The sequence below is a fragment of the Bacillus sp. FSL K6-1000 genome (assembly GCF_038630785.1).
Lineage (GTDB): Bacteria > Bacillota > Bacilli > Bacillales > Bacillaceae > Bacillus > Bacillus safensis.
Map to the genome: position 1 here is coordinate 3,563,410 of NZ_CP152042.1, position 22,333 is coordinate 3,585,742.

General features: G+C 41.1%; 21 protein-coding genes, 1 pseudogene and 1 riboswitch. Of the genes and pseudogenes, 1 reads left to right on the top strand and 21 read right to left on the bottom strand.

Annotation, left to right across the window (positions count from 1 at the left end; genetic code table 11):
- Positions 1-30: 30 nt before the first annotated feature.
- The 11 genes from MHI46_RS18560 to MHI46_RS18610 all read right to left on the bottom strand — a co-directional run bounded on the left by MHI46_RS18560 (position 31) and on the right by MHI46_RS18610 (position 12,450).
- Complete coding sequence (locus tag MHI46_RS18560) at positions 31-1,449, bottom strand: glycoside hydrolase family 1 protein (protein ID WP_247543970.1); 1,419 nt, start codon at positions 1,447-1,449, stop codon at positions 31-33.
- Entirely contained in the window at positions 1,421-3,328 is a 1,908-nt protein-coding gene (locus MHI46_RS18565; RefSeq protein ID WP_126682507.1) for a beta-glucoside-specific PTS transporter subunit IIABC, read from the bottom strand. The genes MHI46_RS18560 and MHI46_RS18565 overlap by 29 nt, the downstream gene beginning before the upstream one ends.
- Positions 3,329-3,655: 327 nt before the next feature.
- Positions 3,656-4,489, bottom strand: a complete 834-nt coding sequence (locus MHI46_RS18570) for a PRD domain-containing protein (protein ID WP_106025435.1) — start codon at positions 4,487-4,489, stop codon at positions 3,656-3,658.
- 235 nt (positions 4,490-4,724) lie between these two features.
- Entirely contained in the window at positions 4,725-5,540 is an 816-nt protein-coding gene (locus MHI46_RS18575) for a YwqG family protein (protein ID WP_126682508.1), read from the bottom strand.
- A 168-nt stretch (positions 5,541-5,708) separates the two neighbouring features.
- Entirely contained in the window at positions 5,709-6,548 is an 840-nt protein-coding gene (locus MHI46_RS18580; protein WP_126682509.1) for a methyl-accepting chemotaxis protein, read from the bottom strand.
- Positions 6,549-6,698: 150 nt separating this feature from the next.
- Positions 6,699-7,433 (bottom strand): energy-coupling factor transporter transmembrane component T, encoded by a 735-nt coding sequence (locus MHI46_RS18585; RefSeq protein WP_260775021.1) that lies wholly within the window; start codon positions 7,431-7,433, stop codon positions 6,699-6,701.
- Positions 7,423-9,021: an ABC transporter ATP-binding protein gene (locus tag MHI46_RS18590; RefSeq protein WP_260775022.1), complete on the bottom strand. Its 1,599-nt coding sequence runs from the start codon at positions 9,019-9,021 to the stop codon at positions 7,423-7,425. The genes MHI46_RS18585 and MHI46_RS18590 overlap by 11 nt, the downstream gene beginning before the upstream one ends.
- A complete protein-coding gene (locus MHI46_RS18595) occupies positions 8,996-9,595 on the bottom strand; it encodes an ECF transporter S component (RefSeq protein ID WP_025093768.1) in 600 nt (199 codons plus the stop codon). The genes MHI46_RS18590 and MHI46_RS18595 overlap by 26 nt, the downstream gene beginning before the upstream one ends.
- Positions 9,592-10,278, bottom strand: coding sequence for a thiaminase II (gene tenA / locus MHI46_RS18600; protein WP_025093767.1), 687 nt, complete (start codon positions 10,276-10,278; stop codon positions 9,592-9,594). Before tenA ends, MHI46_RS18595 begins: the two co-directional genes overlap by 4 nt.
- A gap of 87 nt (positions 10,279-10,365) precedes the next feature.
- Positions 10,366-10,469: riboswitch (TPP riboswitch) on the bottom strand.
- Positions 10,470-10,525: 56 nt separating this feature from the next.
- Positions 10,526-11,653, bottom strand: coding sequence for a hypothetical protein (locus MHI46_RS18605; RefSeq protein WP_260775024.1), 1,128 nt, complete (start codon positions 11,651-11,653; stop codon positions 10,526-10,528).
- Positions 11,654-11,793: 140 nt separating this feature from the next.
- The gene (locus MHI46_RS18610; RefSeq protein ID WP_342503011.1) at positions 11,794-12,450 is read right to left on the bottom strand and encodes a type 1 glutamine amidotransferase domain-containing protein; all 657 of its coding nucleotides are present in this window, start codon (positions 12,448-12,450) and stop codon (positions 11,794-11,796) included.
- A 258-nt stretch (positions 12,451-12,708) separates the two neighbouring features.
- On the opposite strand from MHI46_RS18610, the gene MHI46_RS18615 reads away from it, so the two are divergent.
- Positions 12,709-12,873, top strand: a complete 165-nt coding sequence (locus tag MHI46_RS18615) for a hypothetical protein (protein WP_003214630.1) — start codon at positions 12,709-12,711, stop codon at positions 12,871-12,873.
- 35 nt (positions 12,874-12,908) lie between these two features.
- Here MHI46_RS18615 and MHI46_RS18620 read toward each other — a convergent pair whose 3' ends face one another.
- The 10 genes and pseudogenes from MHI46_RS18620 to MHI46_RS18665 form a co-directional block, all read right to left on the bottom strand.
- Positions 12,909-13,280 (bottom strand): DUF1304 domain-containing protein, encoded by a 372-nt coding sequence (locus tag MHI46_RS18620; RefSeq protein WP_034281380.1) that lies wholly within the window; start codon positions 13,278-13,280, stop codon positions 12,909-12,911.
- A 5-nt stretch (positions 13,281-13,285) separates the two neighbouring features.
- Positions 13,286-13,540 (bottom strand): ORF6C domain-containing protein, encoded by a 255-nt coding sequence (locus tag MHI46_RS18625; RefSeq protein ID WP_039182618.1) that lies wholly within the window; start codon positions 13,538-13,540, stop codon positions 13,286-13,288.
- 205 nt (positions 13,541-13,745) lie between these two features.
- Positions 13,746-16,127: an immune inhibitor A domain-containing protein gene (locus MHI46_RS18630; RefSeq protein ID WP_058838424.1), complete on the bottom strand. Its 2,382-nt coding sequence runs from the start codon at positions 16,125-16,127 to the stop codon at positions 13,746-13,748.
- Positions 16,128-16,316: 189 nt separating this feature from the next.
- On the bottom strand, positions 16,317-16,610 hold the full coding sequence (locus tag MHI46_RS18635; RefSeq protein ID WP_144489791.1) for a putative quinol monooxygenase: 294 nt from the start codon (positions 16,608-16,610) through the stop codon (positions 16,317-16,319).
- A 25-nt stretch (positions 16,611-16,635) separates the two neighbouring features.
- Entirely contained in the window at positions 16,636-17,274 is a 639-nt protein-coding gene (locus MHI46_RS18640) for a nitroreductase family protein (RefSeq protein ID WP_039182629.1), read from the bottom strand.
- A gap of 13 nt (positions 17,275-17,287) precedes the next feature.
- Positions 17,288-17,772 (bottom strand): annotated as a pseudogene (locus MHI46_RS18645) (MarR family transcriptional regulator).
- A 139-nt stretch (positions 17,773-17,911) separates the two neighbouring features.
- Positions 17,912-19,213, bottom strand: a complete 1,302-nt coding sequence (locus MHI46_RS18650) for a pyrimidine-nucleoside phosphorylase (protein ID WP_039182634.1) — start codon at positions 19,211-19,213, stop codon at positions 17,912-17,914.
- A 25-nt stretch (positions 19,214-19,238) separates the two neighbouring features.
- Positions 19,239-20,420 (bottom strand): NupC/NupG family nucleoside CNT transporter, encoded by a 1,182-nt coding sequence (locus tag MHI46_RS18655; protein WP_058838422.1) that lies wholly within the window; start codon positions 20,418-20,420, stop codon positions 19,239-19,241.
- A 166-nt stretch (positions 20,421-20,586) separates the two neighbouring features.
- On the bottom strand, positions 20,587-21,258 hold the full coding sequence (gene deoC, locus MHI46_RS18660; RefSeq protein ID WP_039182640.1) for a deoxyribose-phosphate aldolase: 672 nt from the start codon (positions 21,256-21,258) through the stop codon (positions 20,587-20,589).
- 84 nt (positions 21,259-21,342) lie between these two features.
- Positions 21,343-22,287: a sugar-binding transcriptional regulator gene (locus MHI46_RS18665; protein WP_039182643.1), complete on the bottom strand. Its 945-nt coding sequence runs from the start codon at positions 22,285-22,287 to the stop codon at positions 21,343-21,345.
- Positions 22,288-22,333 lie beyond the last annotated feature (46 nt).

The window sequence follows — 22,333 nt, forward strand, 5'->3', positions numbered from 1 at the left end:
ACCGCAGTATGAGCGGTTTGTCTTTTTCTTTTATGCATCCAAATGTTCACCATTCGTCGCAATCACTTGTTTATACCAATCGAAGCTTTTCTTTTTCTTTCTATCTAATGTACCGTTTCCTTCGTTATCACGGTCGACATAAATGAAGCCGTAGCGTTTTTTCATTTCAGCCGTTGATGCGCTGACTAGGTCAATTGGGCCCCAGCTTGTATAACCGATCAGGTCTACTCCGTCTGCGATGGCTTCTCTCGCCTCTAGCAAATGGCTTCTGAGGTAATCAATTCGGTAATCGTCTTGAATTGATCCGTCTTCTTCTACTTGATCGACAGCACCCAATCCATTTTCTACGATAAACAATGGCTTTTGGTAGCGGTCATACAGCTGATTCAGTGTTGTACGAAGTCCTTTCGGATCAATTTGCCAGCCCCAATCACTTGCTTCTAGATAAGGGTTTTTCACACCTTCAAATAGGTTACCACCAGTAACTTGTTCAAGGATCTTTGGATCAGTACTCGTCACAAAACTCATATAATAACTGAAGCCAATATAGTCAACTGTATGGTTTCTTAAAATGTCTTCGTCCCCGTCTTGGAACTCAATGTTGATGTTATTTTCCAGGAAATAACGTTTCATGTAACCTGGGTAATAGCCTCTTGCCTGTACATCTGAGAAGAACAATGTTTTACGGTCTTGCTCAATTGCAGCAAACATATCCTCTGGTCTTGAGCTGTACGGGTATGTGGTCATCGCTGCAATCATACAGCCAATTTTTGCATCTGGAATGATTTCATGTCCTGCTTTAACAGCCAGAGCACTTGCAACAAATTGGTGATGCGCTGCTTGATATTGAATGCTTTTCTCGTCTTCCCCTTCTTCAAATACAAGCCCGCCGCCAGTGAAAGGTGCATGTAACACGACATTGATTTCATTGAAAGTCATCCAATATTTCACTTTATCTTTAAAGCGAGTGAACAATGTTTTAGCGTATGTTTCATAAAGATCCACAAGCTTACGGTTTCTCCATCCACCGTAGTTTTTCACAAGTGCAAGCGGCATTTCATAGTGAGAGATCGTAACAACTGGCTCAATTCCATGCTTATGAAGTTCATCAAATACTTTTTCATAAAAAGCGAGACCTGCTTCATTCGGTTCCGCATCGTCGCCATTTGGGAAAATACGCGGCCAAGAAATAGATAGTCTGAAGCTCTTGAATCCCATTTCTGCAAAGAGTGCAATATCTTCTTTATAGCGATGGTAGAAATCGATGGCATCATGATATAAGTTTAGGTCTTTCATTGATTCATCGAATGGATGCATAATACCATGCGGTGATACGTCTGCTGTCGATAAGCCTTTTCCATCTTTATTATATGCGCCTTCAACTTGGTTGGCTGCAACAGCGCCGCCCCATAAGAAACCTTTAGGAAATGTTTTTTCTAACTTGTTCATGTTGAATGCCCTCCTCTTTTTCTTCTACACTGACTGTAAGCAGTGTCTCTTTCACTGTAATCGCTCCATCTGTTTTCGCATCAACTTGAGCATAATCATTTGTGTTGGTAACAATAACAGGTGTGGTCACATCATAGCCTTCTTGCTGAATACCCTTGATATCAAATTCAACAAGCAAATCTCCTGCTTTAACAAGATCACCGGACTGCACATGACTTGTGAAATACTTTCCGTCAAGCTTTACCGTGTCAATCCCGACATGAATAAGAAGTTCTGTGCCTTGGTCACTCTTCAAGCCAATGGCATGTTTTGTGTGAAAAATGGTTTCAACCTTGCCGTTGAACGGTGCAACAACGCGTCCAACAGTTGGTACAATGGCTGTACCTTTGCCCATGATTTCATTAGAGAATGTTGCATCATTTACTTGATTGAGCGGCTTTAATTGACCTTCAAGCGGGCTTTGTACCACTTCATTTTGAAGCGCTGCTGTGTCTTTTTTTTCTTCTGGTTTGTCTGCTTTTTTATCATCTTTCACTGGTACATCTTTGAATCCTAGAACAAGTGTCATGATTGATGCTACGACAAAGGCGATGATTAAGCCGATGATAGAGTAGACAAATGTTGGTCCAATGAATGTTGGGAGACCTGGGAGGCCTGCTGATCCAGATACCACATATGATTTTACTTTAAAGATCGACATGAACACGCCGCCTGTTGCTGCACCAATGAGGGCTGCAAAGAACGGTTTTTTCAATCGCATGTTCACACCATACATAGCAGGTTCAGTAATACCCATTAAAGCTGTAATACTTGTAGACATCGCCAATGATTTGAATGTTTTGTTTTTTGATCTTAAGAAGACACCGAATGCTGCGCCTGCTTGTGCCATGTTCGCTACAAACATCATTGGAAGAATAAAGTCAAAACCGTTTAATGTAATGTTGTTAATCATGATTGGAAGCAGTGCATAGTGCATGCCCGTAATGATCAATGGTGACATGAACCCGCCAATCAAAAGTCCGGCCAGAATACCGGCATGTTTAAACAATAAATCAATTCCACCTGAAAGGCCATTACCGATAATTCCACCAAGTGGTCCAACCGCGATGAGCATAACCGGTACAACGACAAGAAGTGTAACTGTTGGAACAAGGATGATCTTTAATGATTTTGGACTATATTTTTCTGCGAATCTTTCAACATATGAGCCGAGCCAAATGGTAAGAAGAATTGGAATCACCGATGAAGAGTACACAACGGCAACCACTGGCAAGCCGAGAAATTCTGTATTTCCCGCACCCAGTAAAGCGGTTAACTGTGGGTGCAGTGCTGCTGCTGCAATGGCAGCTGCGATATACTGATTTGTACCAATTTTTTTGGCTACGCTTACAGCAAGCAGAATCGGCAAGAAGTAAAAGGCTCCATCTCCGATAGCTGTTAAAATCGCATACGTGCTGCTTTTATCTGATATCCACTGAAATGTGAGCATCAGTGCCAAAATCCCTTTGATCATACCGGCTCCAGCGATGGCTGGGAGAATCGGTGTGAAGACACCAGAGATAAAATCGAAAAGCTTTGATATCACATTTTGTTTTGATGCTTCTTCTGTACCGCCTGATTTTACATCTGTTGATAGTCCAGAGTCAGCAATCATCGCTTGATAGACATTTGAGACATCATTGCCGATAATGACATGATATTGACCTCCGCTTTGATTCACGCCCATGACGCCGTCTGTTGATTGTAGCTTTTCTTTATCTGCCTTGCTTTCATCGTATAAGTTGAAGCGAAGTCTTGTCATACAATGTGTGACTTGCTTAACATTTTTTTCACCGCCGACAAGTTCTAGCACTTCTTTTGCTGTTTGTTTGTGGTTCATTGTGTTACCCTCCAATCGTTGATTTCATCTTGATATAGAAAAAACCTAAACATCCATTAATGTCCGAGAAATAGCGATTCAGACATTAATCGATATTTAGGTTTTGCCTGCTTAACCAGTAACAATCCTTCATAGCGATTGATCGTTATTTAATTTTTATAAGTCTTTAGATATAAAAAAACCTAAATCATGCCTTATCAAAGATAGGGACAATGATTTAGGTTTTGCCTGCTTGACCAGTAACAATCCTAAAAGATTGTGGGTTATTTAGTTTATAGTTATAAATTATCATGTTAATTTTGTGATGTCAACGCTTTCTTTTTGAATTTATTTTCTTTTTATTACTCTGTCTATATGCAAAGTTAAATATAGCATTTCATCTTCTATGAGACTTCGGTTGTATTCTTTTTGAACATACTCGTTAATTTTTTCTGCGCATTGAAAAGCTGCAATGTTTTTCTCTTTTACCACTTCATACAGAAACTCATTTTGATTTTCCATTTGTGTTTCGTTAAACAGACGCTGTCCGAAAAACTTCAAATGCGTTACAAATCGGAAATAATTTAATGATTCCTCGTCTAAATCAATTTGAAAGTGATATTTAACGATGTTTAAAATGTCTTGAATGAGTTTGGTGATTTGAATCACGTTTGGCATTTCCTCATTGAGCTCTGCATTGACAATATGCATGGCAATAAAGCCCGCTTCATCCTCAGGAAGATGGATGCTCAGCTTGTCCTCAATGATCCGAATCGCTTCTAAACCACATCTGAACTCATCTTTATACAGCCGTTTGATTTCCCAGAGCAAGGCATTTTTGATGTCCATTCCTTTTTGATGACGTTCAATGGCAAAGGTGATATGATCCGTCAGCGTCACATAGATGCTGTCATTTAGATTTTTGTTAAGCGTTGTTCTCGCATGCTCAATAATCGCCTCACACACTTGCATATACTCGATTGGAATATCATAAAGCAGGGTTTTGAATTTTTCTGATATATCTTTATTTTGAATAGAAAATACCTTCTCGATTCGTTCTTCGTCAATCGGGTCTCCGCTTTTCTTTTGAAACGCGATCCCTCTGCCCATAATGACCAGCTCATGCTGCTCGTCATCATACGCACTGACAACATTATTATTGATTACTTTCGAAATGATCAATTGATACCCCCCAGTACATTCCGCTTTTTCGAGCATTTTATCGTTGAATCATAAGTCATGTTATTATTATTTTCAAAAAAGAGGACTTTAAGATGATTTTACATTTTTTTTTGATCCGGTCAACTAGTAAGAATGACATATTGCCTCTTAGAAATGACGAAATAGGGACAAAAAAGTCTAAAAACATACACAAAAACACTCTATAAAGAGTGTTTAAAGTGTGTTTTTTACAAAATCAGGAGCAGTCCCAATTATAGACAACATTCTCGAAATTTTTTCGTTTGAGGTCTTCTGGTTTGATAAAGAAATTGGCAATACCGCAATCTCCCCACATCAAATCTACTTCGTCATCTGAGTCAATTTGTAATAACAAAACGGTATGTTCTTGATCTACATAGGTACGCGGGTCTTCTTGTGTAAACCCTGGGTACCCGCCCAATTTGTGACCAAAGCCACTCGCTGTTTCATAAAATTCATCCAGCAGGGCATCTGCTTCATCGCCATTAACACCATCTGCATCTTCGAATAGGTCCCAGCTGTTCTTTCCTGTGACTTTTTCAAAGCGGAAATCTCCTACACTGATCGTTTCACTTGCTAATTCACCTGTAATCGCGCCTTCCTTCGTCACAGGAAAATAAAAATCATCAGGAATTTTCACAAAAGAAAAATCAGTCAATAACTCTTCTTCTGCCAAGAAAGGTTCCTCAATAAATTTAATTCGAAAATCTTTTTGCTCTGTTTTATGGTCAATATTCATTCCATAAAGATCATCATGCACAGAAATAAAGACTTGCAAAATCCCTTTTTCTGGATAACCCTTCAACTTTGGCAGCTGGCCGAAATTAATTTGTGCCAAAAGTTTCATAGGATGTCCTTCGCCGTCAACAGGATATTCGTCATTTTTGGGGAAGTAAGGATCACCAGCTATTTTGCTGTCGTATGGTCCTGTTTTTCCTTGTTTCATCTGTAATTGAATCATTGGTTTTTCCGTTTCACCTAACAACGGACGGTAGGGTGCAAGTATTTCTTGCAGCTTTGCTGATTGTGTCACGATGATCTTCCTCCTTATGAATAGGTCTAATGACAAAACTAGTCTCTCTTTTTCTATCATACAGAAGTGTATCCTGCCTGTCAGCGATAAAACGGTCATAATCCTAACAAGTTTCTCACCTTGAAATGATAAAAAACCTCCAATTCAGCTGGAGGTTTTATCGTTTTTTTATTTCACTTGATAGTTCACTAAGTCGTTTGCTAATGCTTTCATCGTTTCGTTTGTTTCATGAAGGCCTTCAATAATTTTTGTAAAAGTGCCTACAAGTTCTGCCTGATGCTCAGAGGAAGCGACAATTTGCGCAATTTCTTCTTCCATTCCTTTGATTGACCCCTGCACATCTTTTAGGGCTGTTTCAATATCAGTTGTCGCCTGTTTCGCGTGAGTTGACAGCTTTCTCACTTCTGTTGCGACCACTCCAAAGCCTGCTCCTGCTTCTCCCACTCTTGCAGCTTCTATTGATGCGTTGAGTCCAAGTAAGTTCGTTTGATCAGAGATACCTTTGATGAGATTGGACACTTGATTGATTTTAGAGGAATTTTCGACAGTGGTTTTCGTATTTTGTAGAATTTGTTCACTTGTCGCTTGTAGTTCCTCTGAATGTGCGGCAACCTGCTGTACCATTGCGACTAGTTTTTCGGAAGCTTCATTGCTCTCCGTCATGATGTGCTCTAATCGTTGTTGATTGGTTTGGTCATAGGCCACACAGAAGGCAGCAACCACTTGACCTGATTCATCAGTAATTGGAACGGCTACGATATCCATTGGAATCCCGTATACTTCTTTCGGAATTTGGATAAACGATGGTTCTCTCCCATTTTTCAGCATCGCAAAGTTTTGGAATCCAGGATCTACTGTATCACCAGCTTTAAATCCTAAATCAATATTCCCATGTTGCTGATAATAAAGAACCTTCTCTTTCCCTAAAACAGAAAAGGTTAGCTGTTCTCTCATAGCAAGTCCAATGATTGGTAAAGCGTCTATTATGTTATCAATTCTCTGTGACATTCGCTTACGTTCATCCTCTCTTTTTCTCAGTACACCTTCTTTATCGGTTCGTTATATGATCTATTACAGCCTGTAATGTGTACTAATATCAATCAAATGACCTAAGACATATAAAAAGCCCACATTCTATCAAGAGAATGTGGGTGTTTTTTAAACAAGGTAAATGCACATGAAGACACTGATACCGATGAGAAAAAGATACATATAGTCAATCCATGAGGTGCTGATGATGTGATAATACGTTCGCTCTCTCGTCCCTGTGAAGCCCCTGGCTTCCATTGCAATCGCTAAGCGTTCTGATTTTCGTACGCCCTGCGTAAAAAGGGGTAATGCATAACGCATAAAGGCCTTCCAGCTGTTTTTTTGCTTGTAGCCTCTGATTTTATGAGCAGCTTTCATTTGTTTTAATTCACTTTGAAATAACGGAATAAACCGGAAGCCGGCAAGCATTCCATACGCCCATTTTGGGGACATTCGGCATTGATGAATCAAACTCATCATAAATGCCGTCAAATCTGTTGTGGACGTAAAAAGGAGGCCAAATGTTACAAATCCAAGCATTCTGAAAGCGATGGTGAGACCATTTCTTAAACTCTCCTCCGTGATATGAAACCACGCCCACTTCCAAACAGTATGATCCCCCTTGCCGAATGCCGCCATCATCCAAAAGACGAGAATAAAAAAGAGCAGATAAGGGACAAGCCTTGTGATGAGATACTTCATATTCCATCCACCAAAAACAAGTCCAATGCCAAGAGCAAACAGCCAGATGATAAAGGTTGTTTTAGGATCAGATATCGCCATGAGGCAGCCCATCGCAAGCAGGTGAGCGAGTAATTTCATGACTGGATTCACAGTAGAAAGAAAGGAATGATTACTTTGCAATTGTCAGCACATCCTTTCTTTCTGCCACATAGCGATAATGTAAGGGAGCTCTCAGCTGATAAGCATCGACAAGTTCCTGATTTGAAAATAGATCATAAGGGAGACCATCATATACATGCTTGCCTTGATGAAAAAGAAGCACTTGATCGGCACATTCATCGACAAGCTCCATATCATGTGTAACCATCACAATGGTCGTGCCTTGGCGCTGCCGTTCTTTTAAACGCCTCATTAATTCCTTCGCTGTTTTTTCATCCTGACCGAAAGTCGGTTCATCTAACAGCAATACATCTTGATCAAAAAGGAGCATCGTGGCAACACTCAATCTTCTTTTTTGCCCTAAACTTAAGGTGAAGGGATGTGCTTTTGCATGCTTCTCTAAACCGAACTCTTTCAGCAGCTGGGCCGTTTTTTCTTGTACGACTGATTCTGGCCAGTTTCGCTGTCTGCCGCCAAAGGCAATTTCACCGAATACTGTGTCTTGTATAAATTGAAGCTCCGGATTTTGAAACACAAATCCTGCTTTTTCATAGAGTAGTCGGTCAGACCATTTTTTAAGGTTTGTTTCTTTTAAGAAAATATGACCTTTTTTAGCTGGCTCTAAGCGGATCAAATGTTTGAGACACGTACTTTTCCCGCTTCCATTTTCTCCAATAATCGCCACCCATTCTCCTGCTTTGATATCAAGCTGAAGGTTACTCATAATCCTTTTTTTCCCGTAGCTTAATTGAAGATTTTCTGTACGAATCATTGTCTCTCGTTCGATTGACGGCACTTTTTCATGCTGCTCTTTTCTTGCTTCATAGGTTTGCATAAAGGTTTGACTCAGTGGATGAAATGGATCTTGAATAATCGTGGACCATTTCTCGGGAAATAATTTTGGCCGCCAAATTCCTGCCTCTTTCATTTCTTCCTCATATGTCACGAGCACATCTTTTGGAGCTCCATCTGCTAAAATGCTGCCTTGGTCATCTAATAAAATCACCCGATCCATCCATTCAATAACTCCGTCAAGTACATGTTCTACAAAAATCATGGTTTGCTGCTGATCGGCTGCAAGCTGCTGCAGCAGTTGAAATATGTCCATTCTACCTGCTGGGTCAAGCTGTGCGGTTGGTTCATCAAAGAATAGAACATCCGGCTGTAATGCTAGTAAACAAGCAAGTGCCAATCGCTGCTTCATGCCGCCAGATAAAGTGTGAATCTCTGTATGCGGATCGACATTCAGTTGGACTTTTTGCATGAGTTGCTGAATGATATCATCCATCTCTTCCCGAGGGACGGAACGGTTCTCTAAGCTAAAGGCAATTTCTTCATTGACGCGGTGCATACAAAACTGAGAGTCTGGATCTTGAAACATGACGCCTGTATGTCTTTGTAACACCACTTCACCCTGCATGTCTGCTTCCACATGCTCTGGAATGATTCCAGCCAGAACCGAAATGAGCGTGGATTTCCCGCTTCCGCTCGGCCCTAAAATAAGCACCTTTTCCCCTTTTTGAATCGTCAGGGAGATTTGATTTAAAACAGGCTTAGGCTGTTCATAAAAACGGACAGTCAAATCATTGCACGCGAGAAATGAATTCATGCTGTTCACCTTTGTTTCGTTTTTCTTTCATGATGGCATATTGATTCAGTACACCTGTTTTGGATAGTGCGTCCACCACCACTTTCGCAAGGCAGCCGCCAAGTATCATTCCACTAATAATTTGAGTCACAAGGGTCATAAGTAAAACTTGAGGCGTGTAATAACCAAATCCATTTGCCACGAGACTGTACGCCATCGCTCCGATAGCTGCAAAGGCACCAGACAGCATCAGTGTCCACATGCGGTATCGTTTATACCCAAAAAGAGCGAAGGCGATTTCTGCCCCAAGCCCTTGGCATACACCAATCAGCAGAGCTGAAAGTCCGAAGTGGCTGCCAGTCAATAATTCCACAGCCGCGGCAGCTGTTTCCGCAATCAGGGCAGCCCCCGGCTTTTGAATGATATACGCAACGATTGGACTGGCAATGACCCATATTCCAAACATGATATTGCCTCCTGCTGGGCCAACAAGTGCTGTAATCGGTAAGTAAAGTGTGGACCATCCTAAATAGATCACACCGCACGCAACGGATAAAATCACAGCAAGGACGACTTCTTTCATCTTCCATGTCATGATGAATGCACCTCCAGTTGAACTGGCCACTCTTCAACAGTGAAGGCCATTTCCCAAAACTTGTACTCGAGCTGGCAGCTTAAGATAAAATGCTGTTTCATTTTTTCCTTTTCCTTCTCACTTGCTGCTTCCGCCAATTGATCGAGCCGCTTGCAAAGCTCACCTGTGACAGAATCGGTTAACCCTCCATAAAACGTGATCCATTCATAAAACGGATGTGACGGGTCTGGCTGCACATCTGTGAGCATTCGTTTCCCTATTTCCCAATATGTCCAAGGACATGGTAGCAGGACAGCGATGATTTCACCAAGCGTACCTTCCTGTGCGACTTGCAGCATGTGATGAATATAGTGATGAGCACTCGGAGCCAAAGAAGCACCTTGGAGCTCATCATATGCTACTCCTGCCACTCGGCAGAGGTTTTGATGGGGGTGCGTTTCACTATCTAGTACAAACGCAATCTGCTGATGAAAAAACGCAATATCCTCTCTGTCTGTACATCTGCTGAGCGCTGCTGCATAAATTTTAATGAATGCTTGTAAGTATTCTGCATCCTGTTTGACATAATGAATGATCTGTTCCTTTTCCAGCTTTCCTGCTGCCAGGCCTCTGACGAACGGATGCTGATAAATGGCTTCAAATAACGGTTCTGCTTCTTTCCTTAATTGTGTAGAAAATGTCATAAAAAAAGCCTCCTCTTCTTCAGTTGAATAAATGAAAAAGCCACCCCAAATGGAGCGGCCTTCTTATCGATTCAATCATGAATAAGACAAGGTCCAGCTCCACTTCCCTCCGCTAGTACGAACTAGATCAGGTTCAAAGGGTCCAAGATTTTCTCTTGTCTCAGTCATACATGACTCCCCTAGTGGACTTTTGTCATTTAATTATCTTTACTCTACACATGTGGCGATTTGATGTCAACCGCCTTTCTTAATTCAACGTGCTGATTGTTGGCAGTTTCTCGATCCCTGCAGCATAGTAGAAATTCAACACACTGAAGAAATCGATCGGCTTTCCTGTTTTTAAATCTACAGCTAAAATATGATCACCGTAATTTGTCATATCATCAATATCTAAGCGTCTTGGTGTCGTCTTCCCAAGTGTATCAACAAAGCTACTATGGTAGTACTGCCCGCTAGCAAACGATGATTCATGATACATAAATAAAGTCTCCACATCTAAGTAAACGAGAATGGCCTCTGAGGAACTTGCGTATGGAGCAGAGTACGACACTGGTGCCGAAATACTTTTCACCTTCACACTGTCAACAGAATGAGTTCTCTGTTCATATTTTCCATCATATGAGAAGTAAAATACACGCTCCCATTTATAATCGGCGGTCTTAGATTGTTTGTTATATACTTTTGTACCATTTGCGAAAACATCCCCATTGGCATACGTAGCGACAAAGTATTGCAATGTTGATGACAGGGATTCAGCACCTGTGAAATTTGGTGGGTTTTTGGCATTCACCTGTAATGTATATGAGTCTCCAAAGTCTCCACCGCTGGTAATACCAAACGCATAATCACCCGCTGGTAAATTGCTTAACGCAATCAGACTGCCTGCCGGTTGAATAAGATCCGTTGGGTAGGCTTGTCCTGTTTCATAATCAACAACAAATAATTGAACGAAATAATCAGGGTTTGAAGAGGTAATCCGGCTGATGAGTGCCTGAGGTGAAGATGTGCTTAAAAACCATAAATCAACTGGGTCGTCCTCTGTTAAGACAGCCGATTGATTTATGGCTAGTCCATCAATGGAGCGAACGGCAGACGTGCGCATTTTGCCATCTTTAGCAGCTTTTCGTTTGATACTGATTCCTTTCTTCTTATCCACTTTAAATGATTTTTTCACTTGCTTCTGTTGGATAGCGGTTCCTTCATCCTGCTTTAAAAACGACTCTTGCACTTGCTGAATCGCTTTTTCTGTCAGTGGTGATCTTTTCCCACTTGATTTTGGTGCTTCTTCTGCTTTTAATGCTGGTGAAAACAAACCTGTTGCGACGAGTAAAACAGACAGTAAAGCTGCAGTGATTTTGACATAAAATGCTCTCACAAGAACATCCCCTTTTCCTCATTTGGGTTTTTTACCCTGTGATAATTTTACCATTATTCCAATCATTGTTTTGGTCTTTTTTGGGACATTTTTATAACAAAAAAACCAGCCGCATGAGTAACGGCTGGTTTTTGATCGTTTTATGCAATAGTTTTGACAAACAAACGTGCTGTTTCTGCACTTGATCCTGGGTTTTGTCCAGTAATGATTTGACCGTCAACGACAGCAAATGGCGCAAAGGCATCACCTTTTTCAAACGCTGCCCCTTGCTCACGAAGTTTTGTTTCCAATAAAAATGGAACCTTTGATGTCAGCTGCACGGCTTCCTCTTCTTCGTTGGTGAAGCCTGTGATTTTTTTGCCTTCGATAAATGATTTGCCATTTTCGTCCTTCACATCAACGAATGCTGAAACACCATGACAAACGGCTCCGATCGCACCATTTTTATCTGAAACCTCTAAGATCGCCTCCGCTACCAATTGATTAGACGCAAAGTCGATCATAGGGCCGTGTCCCCCAGCAAAGAAAATGCCGTCATAATCAGCTGGATTCACATCTGTAAGCGCCTTTGTGTCTTGAAGTCGTTCATACACATCTTGATATTGCGCTGGGACACCTTCAGGAATTGAATTTTTGTCAATTGGTACAGTGCCACCTTGAATAGAGACAATTTGTACTTCTAGTTCATTTTCTTTAAAAATATGAAATGGCTCTGCTAACTCTTCTAGCCATAAGCCTGTTGGATGTCCATTCATTTCTGGGCTGCTTGTAGATACTAATAACACTTTCTTACTCATCTTGATCATCCTTTCGATTTATCCTGTGGTTATTTTATATTTTGCACAATTAAATATCAAGCAATATGACTTTGGGTCAATTCTTTATGTTATACCCGATTTTCTAAAAAATATGGTATGACTCAAAATCTAATCAATATGTCACATTCTATTGGTAGGGAATTTCATGTAAAATTGTCATTGAGTGATATAATATGAGGAAAGATTGACAGATCTCTCGTGTCACATGAGGGGATTTTTAAAGGAGTGGAAAAAGAGATGAAAACCTATTCGATTGTGATGATCATCATCACGCTCTGTATAATATTGGCCGTCTTTTTGATGAACCTAACAGGGGTCATGTACGGAAAAATCATTTTAGCCGTTGCTGTTGCCCTTTGTCTGACATCCATTATTCGTTTGATGGGACTTCGAAAAAGATAAAAGCCGCCCTTTCTAGGGGCGGCTTTATTTTAAGATTAGATCGCCAGCATCAGTGCAATTAATGCAAGAAGCGCTGGTACTCCTTGTTTGATGATAATTGATTTATTGGATGTTACACCGCCAAATACTGCTGCGATGATCACACAAAGAATGAAAAATAGCTGAATCATATATCCAACAGTATTCGATCCAAGAATGAGTCCCCAAATGAGTCCTGCTGCTAAAAACCCGTTATAAAGCCCCTGATTAGCAAACATCACTTTGACATTTGGATCTTTTTGCAAGTGTTCTGGCAGCTTAAAAGATCTCTTCGCCATCTTTGATTCCATAAAAAACATTTCTAATAACATGATGACAATGTGTTCTAATGCGACAATTCCTACTAAAATCATTGCTAAAATATTCAATTTAGTTAATTCCTTTCTGATAGACGGTCACGAATCTCTATTTTGTCCGTGTATAAATCGAAGTCTTGTATTAATTCTAGCGCTTCTGTAAAGCGACTTTGTGGAATGTCTTTCATTTTTCTCACGCCGAATTCCTTTTTAATAAAAGCCATGATGGTATTGATATGAAGCTTACCATGACCATCATACTCCAAATGGCTGCAAAAAGTCTGCATCGTCCCTCGAATCACCTTTAATTGCTTGGCAGTGACATAACTCATTGGTAACGCTCATCCTTTCCTTTGTTTTAACAGCTAAAAGAATCATGGTTGAAAGAAAAACCTTCCAGGCTCTATTATATAATGGTTTCAATCGGATATCAAAATAAAAAAGAACAGACATTCGATTAAAAACCAAATCGTGTCCTTATAATCCTTTTCTCACATATCAAAAAGCCGAATTCAATAGTAGAATCCGGCTTTCTATTTAGTTACTTTTCGAAATTAACACCTTTCCAACAGAACGATCCTTACTTTGTCCAACGACTTTAAAGGATAATCCATAGTTCGGTACATCGCGTCCTGCATCTGGGTTATTTGGATTCACATAGTTCTTTTTATCACTAAATGTACGAGTCGGGCGAATGTAGCGATCTTGCAAAGTTAAGCCCGTTGTTGCTGTATAATCGATATTCAGCTTCGTACTTGGATTCAAAGAGAATGCTGCATCATGTACTTGGAAGCCTGTGGCGGCAATGGAACCGTCACTCCATTTTAATACTTGCTGATCTGCATCTACTACGCCAAGGAAGCCGTTCCCCGGATGCTTTCCAACCCAGTTATCACTGTATGATTGATCGACTAACCACACGACCAAACCGTTATTATAGCTCATCAGACTTGCACCGCGTTTAATATGCTTTAAGCCTTTATCGACATCAGCATAAGAGCGCCACTCTAGTAAATAGTATTGTGCTGCATATTGTTTTCCATTAGATTTTGAGAATCCATTAAAGGTAAAAGTAGATGTATCCTCGGCATCATCTGACCATACGTTCGTTCCATCTGCTTTGACGTTCAGATCATCTACAAATAAACCTGGAAGTGAATAGCCTGCATCGGTTGTGTAACGGAATTGCAGGTCGATTTTCTTCCCTGCATAAGCAGACAGATCAAAGGATGCATCTACCCAGCCGTCTGATTTTCCATCGATGCCATTGCCTTCGTTTGCACCTGCTTCATTTCGATCATTCGTGATGTTACCCGCGATGGTCTTCCATTGATCAGTCCCTGTTTCACGCACTTCGACATACGCATAATCATAATCTTCTTCAATATCGTACCATGCTTTAAATGTCAGCTCTGCTTTGCTTCCTTTTGACAAATCAATACCTGTTGTCGTCATAGTTGCATTCAAATTGTCACCCGTTCCGCTGAAGTACGAATATTTTCCTTGAGCAGGTGTCGTAACGACAATCTCTTTATCTGGTAAATCGACTCGAACGGCGTCATGGTTCGTTCCTTTTGTTGCTGCTTCATCAATTAAGACGGTTTTGCTTTTCTTTAATGTTTTACCATCGATGGTTTGTCCAGAAAGCCAGTTGCCCCCATGCAGATTTTGAAGCATTTCTTTCGCATATGGGCTAAAGCCTGTTGGTTCCGTGCCAGGAACTTTACCTGCCCAGCTTCCGCTTGACATGATCGACCAGTAAGAAACGGGCTCTCCGTTGCCTGTGTACTGTGTATCGTACTCGTCAGGAAGACCAAGATCATGTCCGAATTCATGTGTAAACACACCTGCTGCGCCATCTTCAGGCTCAATGGTGTAATCCAATGCGCCTATTTTCCCGCCTTGTCCGACTTCAGATTCAGTATCCGGAATTTCAAATACATCACCAAGTGACCAGCGGTGTGACCAAATCGCATCAGCGCCAAGTTGTCCGCCGCCTGCTTCTTCACCTACACCCGCGTGAACGACCATCAGATGGTCAATGATGCCGTCTGGCTCGTTATAAACACCGTCGCCATCAATATCATAGCGGTCCCATTGATCATACTCGCCGAGATCAACATTCGGATCTTTTGCTGCTGCTTCGAGTGCTTCTTTTACCAATTCGCGCGGTCTGCCGTCACTGCCTGAATCGTCAGGTACGTTCCCGCCGTAATAAGCTGCTTCATGCTTCGCTGTATACCATCCGGCAACTGTTCCACTGACTGTGTAACTGCCGCCGGACTGCTTTTCATAATATTGCTTCATGGATACTTTTCGTTTTCCATCTGGACCGATGTAGCCATTTTTTCCGAAAAGCATATCTTGATAATGCTGTTGATCAAACTTGTCATAATACATATCAGTCTCTTCTTTTTTGATACTATTATGCTTATAATCTTTAAAATCTACTAATAAAACCAATACCTTATCATTGCGGACGTCACCTTTATACTTTTCCTTTTTGACCGGCTTTACTTGATTGCCTTCTTTTCCTTTATGCTTCTTTAACTTTTTCTTTTTTGCAAGTTTGTTATGTACCTCTTGTTTGTATTCTTTGAGGAATTCAGGCTCTTCTGTTAAAGTGCTGGCACTTTGTTTCATTGCCGATTCTTCTTTTTTCTTTAGATAGTTCTTTAATGCTTTTTGGGTTTCTGCCTCATTGGCATTCTTTTTGATCTTTCCTTGTTTTTTCAAGGCTTTGACGAGACGGTCTTCATTTACGACACTTGAGTCAAATGGAATACCTGAATAATGACCGCCATCAGAGGATGTTGATTTTTCTGTGGTGTGGGCAGATAGAGGGGTGCTGAAAGCTGTCAATGTTCCTAAGCTTAGGACAGCGGTTAGTGCAATTTTCGTCCATTTCCCTTGTTTCATTTTGGTTCCTCCCTATTTTGGTAATAAATAATATCTAATTCTAGCATATTCCAATATAGTTAAGTCGAAAAACATTTTATTTTCAGAAATTTTGTGGAAAATACACAATACGTGAATGAAATAGGTGGAACCATATGTCGAAAATAAAAGAACCCTAGGCGATAACCGCCTAGGGTGTTTGTTGTTTTTCTATGAAAGCTGCTGACCTTGAAAGGCAACCACGTCAAGTGGAGCGGCTAAGAATTCTTTTGCCTTCGCTACGAAAGCCTGGAAATGAGCACTTGCATTATGGCTCTGAACCGCAGCGTCATCTTTCCACACTTCTACCATTAAAAAGGTATTTTCCTTATCTGTATCCTTGAACAGCTTGTAGGAAACATTGCCTTCTTCAGCCTGTGAAGCTTGCATTAATTCGTTGATTTCTTCTAAAAATACGTTTTCTTTTTCTGGATGAATGGTCATCCCTGCATGAATAATAATCATTTGATCGTCTCCTTTTGAAAAGATATTATTTCCACTCAGCAATACGATCAACCGGTAAACGGTAAGATGCATAGCCTTCGTCAGCTGCTTTCCCAATTGATAGCAGCATGACTGGTACATAACGTTCTTTATCCCAGCCAAATGTTTCAGCGATTACTTCTTTATCATATCCGCCAATTGGATTTGTATCATAACCGTGTGCACGTGCAGCAAGCATAAGCTGCATAGACACAATCCCACCGTCAATTAAAATTGTTTCGCGATTCACTTGCTCTGGAAGAACTTCAAAGTGTGCAGTTAATGCAGCAATTTGTCTTTCTTTCACTTCTTGCGGCATGTAGCCATGCTCTACTGCTTTTGAGTAAATTTCTTCTAAGTATTCATCGCTTTTCATATCTGCAAAAACTGCAATGACAGCTGCTGATGTTGACACTTGTGTTTGGTTGAATTTTGCAAGTGGTGCAAGCTTTTCTTTTCCTTCTGGGCTGTCAATTACCATGAAGCGCCAAGGTTGTGCATTCACTGATGATGGTGCAGTTGTTGCTTCTTCTAAAATCTCTGTCATTTCTTCTTTGCTGATTTTCACAGATGGATCATAGTTACGAATAGAGCGGCGCCCTTTCATAATTTCCATAAAATCGTTTGTTTTTAATGTTGTAGCCATGTGTAACACTCCTTTAGGTTGTTTGAATCTTTTCGATGTTTTGTTGTATACGGATGAGCACATCAGTGAGAAGCCTTCGTTCTTCTTCACTTACGTTTTCAAGCATTTCTGAGATAAATCGTTCTTTTTCTATTTTAGAAGCTTCGATTCTTGTTCTGCCTTCGTCTGTTAAGCGAACAAGTGTGACTCGATTGTCTTCTGGTTTTCTTCTGCGTGTGACCATTCCTTTTGTTTCTAACTGTTTTAAATGACGCGTCACAGCTGCACTATCAATATTTACTTTTTTCTGCAAATCTGATTGGCTGATTTCATCGGCTTGGAATAACAGCGATAGCAACTCAAGTCTTGATTGGCTGATGCCCGTGCATGCTTCGAACTTCACGCCCATCATACGGTTCACGCACTGCAAACGATATAATACCTCTGCCTCTTCAGAGCAAAATGCAGTCAATGCCATCCCCTCTTTTCTATTCAGAAATCAATTACTTGATATATCAATCATTGACTCGTCAATTAATATACACCCATTGTTTGATGATTGCAAGATGTTTGTTTCATAAAGTGAATTTTTTTATTTCAATAGAAAAAGACGAGCATAAAAAAGACAAAAGCGACGAATCACTTTTGTCCTTTTTCTTTATTCAGTAATGACCGTGTGGATCAAAGTTGGTGCATCGGCATGATCAGCGATGCGGATGTTGTCATAAATTTTCTCCATGACATTTGCAACATCTTCTCGATTCGCATGCAGAGTCACAAGTGAATCTCCTTTTTCAACACGATCGCCCACTTTTTTGTTCAGCATGATGCCGACAGATAGGTCGATATCATCCTCTTTTGTTGCGCGTCCTGCTCCAAGAATCATCGCTGCAACACCGATTTCGTCCGCGACGATTTCAGCTACGACACCTGATTCTTTTGCAGGTACTTCGATTTTGTAAGGTGCTTGCGGCAGTTTTTCAGGCTGATCCACAATGGAGCTGTCTCCACCTTGGTTTTCTAAGAATTCCTTGAATTTCTCAAGTGCTTTGCCGTTTTTCATCACTTCAATCAGCTTTTCTCTTGCTTCATCAAGTGTGTCTGCTTTTTTCGCAAGAACGACCATTTGACTTCCTAATGTGAGCACAAGCTCGTTTAAGTCTTCAGGACCTTCACCTCGAAGCGTATCAATCGCTTCTTTCACTTCAAGGGAATTTCCAATCGCTAATCCTAGCGGCTGGGACATGTCAGAGATGACCGCCATCGTTTGTCTGCCTACGTTGTTTCCGATGCGCACCATAGCCTTTGCAAGCTTCTCTGAGTCTTCTGGTGTTTTCATGAAAGCACCTGCGCCTGTTTTCACATCGAGTACTATCGCATCTGCACCAGCAGCAATTTTCTTACTCATAATGGAGCTTGCAATAAGCGGAATTGAGTTAACAGTTCCTGTCACATCACGAAGAGCATACAGCTTTTTATCAGCTGGTGTCAGGTTGCCTGATTGACCAATAACCGCTACTTTATGACGGTTCACGAGCTCGATGAATTCGTCTTTTGTAATTTCTACGTGGAAGCCTTTGACCGCTTCAAGCTTGTCCACTGTACCGCCTGTATGCCCAAGGCCGCGCCCAGACATTTTCGCAACAGGTACATCTAGTGCCGCAACAAGAGGAGCGAGTACAAGTGTAGTTGTATCACCTACACCGCCTGTTGAGTGCTTATCTACTTTAATACCCTCAATGGCAGACAGGTCAATTGTATCTCCTGAGTTCGCCATAGCGAGTGTTAAGTCTGCACGTTCTTGATCCGTCATATCTTGGAAGAAAATTGCCATAGCCAAGGCACTTGCTTGGTAGTCAGGAATTGTTCCGTCCGTATAACCTTTGACAAAGAAAGAAATTTCCTCTGAAGATAATTCTTTTCCGTCACGTTTTTTCGCAATGATATCTACCATTCTCATTGTTTTCACCATTCCTTTTTTTAAATTAGTAAATCAAACCGACAACGCCTGCTGTTAAGAAGCTGACAAGAGTTGCACCGAATAACAGCTTTAATCCAAAGCGTGCGACAACGTTCCCTTGCTTTTCGTTTAAGCCTTTGACTGCTCCAGCAATGATACCGATAGAAGAGAAGTTCGCAAATGATACAAGGAATACAGAAATGATCGCTTCTGTACGAGCACTGAATTGGAAAGCATCACCGGATAGAATTTGCATTGCCACAAATTCGTTCGATACCATTTTGGTCGCCATAATGCTTCCTGCTTGTACCGCTTCGCTCCAAGGAACACCAACAATGAACGCAAATGGAGCAAAGACATATCCAAGTACATCTTGGAAAGAAACACCGATGGCAGCTGTAAAGATACCGTTAATCATCGCAATTAATGCAACGAATCCAATCAACATTGCAGCAACAACAATCGCTACTTTGAAACCATCCATAATGTATTCGCCAAGCATTTCGAAGAAGGATTGTCTTTCTTCCTCAACGACTTCAAGCATGTCTTCGTCCTTAGACACTTCATATGGATTGATGATCGATGCGATAATAAATCCACCAAATAGGTTCAGCACAAGTGCTGTAACCACGTACTCTGGTTTAATCATTTGCATGTACGCACCAACAATCGACATCGATACCGTCGACATTGCAGATGCACATAATGTATAAAGACGCTGCTGTGGTAATAATCCAAGTTGTTTCTTAATAGAAATAAAGACTTCTGATTGACCTAAAATCGCAGACGCTACTGCGTTGTAAGATTCTAGTTTTCCCATACCGTTTACTTTACTAAGCAAATATCCGATTCCACGTACGATAAGCGGAAGAATACGCCAATGCTGCAGGATACCGATTAACGCCGAGATAAAGACGATCGGCAGTAAAACATTGATGAAGAACGTAGACGCTTTATCATTCATTAACCCGCCAAATACAAAGTTGATTCCTTCGCCGGCATAGCCTAGAAGCATTTGGAATCCTTTTGCAAAGCCTCCGACTAGGAAGTTTCCAACACCTGTATTGAGCAGAATATAACCTAAAATAAATTGCAGTACAATCATGACAATTACTGGACGGAATTTCACTCGTTTTTTCCCATTACTAGCCAGCCATGCAATGGCGAGAATCACTAGCAAACCGATGATACCAATCACGTATTTCATGTTTTTCCTCCTTGAATGAATTCGTTTACATTAATGCGCTTGTATGGAACAAACCCTATTTCGTAAACAAAACGCGGAAGAAATTCCCAGAAGAGAGGTCCTTCCGCATATGACTTTTTCATCATTTATGAGTCATGAATGTTATCCTACCATAGGATCGTATGAATTAATAGTCTTTCGAAGGAGATGATTGATCCCCTTTGATAATGGAAACGCCTGCACTTGCGCCAATACGGGTAGCACCTGCAGCTGTCATTGCCTCAACGTCTTCTTTTGTTCTCACGCCGCCTGATGCTTTCACACCGATGTCAGGCCCTACTGTTTTACGCATTAATGCGATGTCCTCAGCTGTTGCACCGCCTGTACTAAATCCAGTCGATGTTTTCACAAAATCAGCGCCCGCTTTCACTGAAAGCTCACAAGCTTTGACTTTTTCCTCATCAGTAAGTAAACATGTTTCAATGATAACTTTCACTAATGCTTTGCCTTTTGCTGCGTCTACAACTGCACGAATATCTTGTTCAACCACATCATATTCGCCGTCTTTCAATGCGGCAACATTGATGACCATGTCCACTTCTGTTGCACCGTTTTCAATCGCATCCTTTGTTTCGAATGCTTTCACCGCTGTTGTGTTTGCGCCTAACGGGAAACCGATGACTGTACATACATCAACACCTGTTCCTGCTAGTTCTTTCGACGCAAGAGATACCCAAGTTGGGTTCACGCAAACAGATGCAAATTGATGAGTCTTTGCTTCTTCAAGTAACTGCATAATTGCAGCTCTAGATGTATCTGGTTTTAGTGCTGTATGATCAATGAGCTTTGCTATCGTCATGCTTCACACTTCCTTTTAATTATGATACTTTCATCATATATGACGGATGAACAATTGTAAACATGGTTATGAAATTTTGTTCATCTATTTTGTGACATTTAAAAGAGCCCTCGCCGTGTGCTGATCGATGATCAATACATTCGCATATTTCCCTCTTAGTGCGCCGTGTATAGAAGCCACCTTTCGATGACCGCCAGCGACAAGAATGGATCGTTCTTTTTTCCTTAAATCATCTAACTCCACACCAATTGTGCGATTGTTAATGGCTTCACTGCAAATGCGTCCATCTTGATCATAAAAACGCGAGCAAATGTCTCCGACACTGGATGCCTTGAGGAGCGCTTTTTCTTCTTCACGGAAATAACCTAGTCTGAACAAAAGTGCCTCATCTCTTACCGTTCCAACAGTAAACACAGCGATATTCGCCTGCTTGCCCATTTCAATAATTCGCTGAATATGTCTGTCCTGCTCCACCATTTCCTTGACAGCAGCACTATCAAATACAACAGGAAGCGGCAAATAGCGCGGTGCTGTTTGAAAGGCCTCCGCAAACAACTGAATGGTTTCCGCAGAATATGTATTCACATGAGAATGGCTGATTCCGCCCTTGAGCTGGACAACCTCTACACCTTTTACCTGTTTAGGTTGCATCTTTTGTGCAATTTGATACATAGTCGTTCCCCAGCTCACGCCAACGATATCACCGTCTTTCACCGTTTCTTGCAAGTAATCTGCACCAAATCGGCTCAAATAATCGGTGATGGTTGGATAGTCGTCCTTTGGCGAAAACACCACATGAGCTTCGAGTAGGTCATATTTTTCCTTGAGCAATGAAGAAAGCTCGTTTAAATCCTCGAACGGATCCATCACCGTAATTTGGACGTATCCCTTCTCTTTCGCATATTGAAGCAGCCGAGATACAGTCGGTCTCGACAAGTTGAGCTGCTTGGCAATTTCCTGCTGGCTGTAATCAGACAAATAGTAAAGCCTTGCCGCTTCAATACTCAGCTGTTGTTTCTCTCGATCCATTCATACGCCCCCTTTTTTCTTCTATCATAACAAATTGTTCACCTCT

Excerpts from the sequence above, each read along its gene's own strand:
- MHI46_RS18560 (WP_247543970.1), bottom strand. The coding sequence starts at position 1,449 with ATGAACAAGTTAGAAAAAACATTTCCTAAAGGTTTCTTATGGGGCGGC.
- MHI46_RS18565 (WP_126682507.1), bottom strand. The coding sequence starts at position 3,328 with ATGAACCACAAACAAACAGCAAAAGAAGTGCTAGAACTTGTCGGCGGT.
- MHI46_RS18580 (WP_126682509.1), bottom strand. The coding sequence starts at position 6,548 with ATGTCACAGAGAATTGATAACATAATAGACGCTTTACCAATCATTGGA.
- MHI46_RS18590 (WP_260775022.1), bottom strand. The coding sequence starts at position 9,021 with ATGAATTCATTTCTCGCGTGCAATGATTTGACTGTCCGTTTTTATGAA.
- MHI46_RS18595 (WP_025093768.1), bottom strand. The coding sequence starts at position 9,595 with ATGACATGGAAGATGAAAGAAGTCGTCCTTGCTGTGATTTTATCCGTT.
- tenA (WP_025093767.1), bottom strand. The coding sequence starts at position 10,278 with ATGACATTTTCTACACAATTAAGGAAAGAAGCAGAACCGTTATTTGAA.
- MHI46_RS18610 (WP_342503011.1), bottom strand. The coding sequence starts at position 12,450 with ATGAGTAAGAAAGTGTTATTAGTATCTACAAGCAGCCCAGAAATGAAT.
- MHI46_RS18615 (WP_003214630.1), top strand. The coding sequence starts at position 12,709 with ATGAAAACCTATTCGATTGTGATGATCATCATCACGCTCTGTATAATA.
- MHI46_RS18625 (WP_039182618.1), bottom strand. The coding sequence starts at position 13,540 with ATGAGTTATGTCACTGCCAAGCAATTAAAGGTGATTCGAGGGACGATG.
- MHI46_RS18630 (WP_058838424.1), bottom strand. The coding sequence starts at position 16,127 with ATGAAACAAGGGAAATGGACGAAAATTGCACTAACCGCTGTCCTAAGC.
- MHI46_RS18635 (WP_144489791.1), bottom strand. The coding sequence starts at position 16,610 with ATGATTATTATTCATGCAGGGATGACCATTCATCCAGAAAAAGAAAAC.
- MHI46_RS18640 (WP_039182629.1), bottom strand. The coding sequence starts at position 17,274 with ATGGCTACAACATTAAAAACAAACGATTTTATGGAAATTATGAAAGGG.
- MHI46_RS18650 (WP_039182634.1), bottom strand. The coding sequence starts at position 19,213 with ATGAGAATGGTAGATATCATTGCGAAAAAACGTGACGGAAAAGAATTA.
- MHI46_RS18655 (WP_058838422.1), bottom strand. The coding sequence starts at position 20,420 with ATGAAATACGTGATTGGTATCATCGGTTTGCTAGTGATTCTCGCCATT.
- deoC (WP_039182640.1), bottom strand. The coding sequence starts at position 21,258 with ATGACGATAGCAAAGCTCATTGATCATACAGCACTAAAACCAGATACA.
- MHI46_RS18665 (WP_039182643.1), bottom strand. The coding sequence starts at position 22,287 with ATGGATCGAGAGAAACAACAGCTGAGTATTGAAGCGGCAAGGCTTTAC.